Below are 393 nucleotides of genomic sequence, written 5' to 3'. Positions count from 1 at the left end.
GACTGGATGCCCGACGGGAAGAGGTGTCGCGATGCAACCGATCGTCATCGTCCTCATCATCCTGGTGCTGCTCCCCTTCATCGCCCTGATCAAGACGATCCAGGTCATTCCGCAGGCCAGCGCCGCCATCGTGGAGCGCTTCGGGCGCTACACGCGGACGCGGAACGCAGGCTTCAACGTCGTCGTCCCGTTCCCCGACACGATCCGCAACCGGATCGACCTCCGTGAGCAGGTCGTTACCTGCCGCAGCCGGTGTCCACCCAGGACAACGTGGTCGTCAACATCGACACCATCGTCCATCTCCAGGTGACGGACCCGAGCGCGGCCGAGGTACGGGACCGCCGCCGGGATGCCGGCAGTTGAGGCGGACACACTGGTCTCGATGCTGGAGGC

General features: G+C 65.4%; 1 protein-coding gene. It reads left to right on the top strand.

Translation table 11 applies throughout. From position 1 onward, the window contains the following. On the top strand, positions 1-310 hold a 310-nt coding region (locus CAY82_RS27780; protein ID WP_256576358.1), incomplete at its 5' end, for an SPFH domain-containing protein. Between the last annotated feature and the right edge of the window lie 83 nt (positions 311-393).

This window comes from Pseudomonas sp. SID14000, assembly GCF_002165135.1.
In the GTDB taxonomy this organism is placed as follows: Bacteria; Pseudomonadota; Gammaproteobacteria; order Pseudomonadales; family Pseudomonadaceae; genus Aquipseudomonas.
This window is presented reverse-complemented; position numbering and strand designations above follow the sequence as displayed.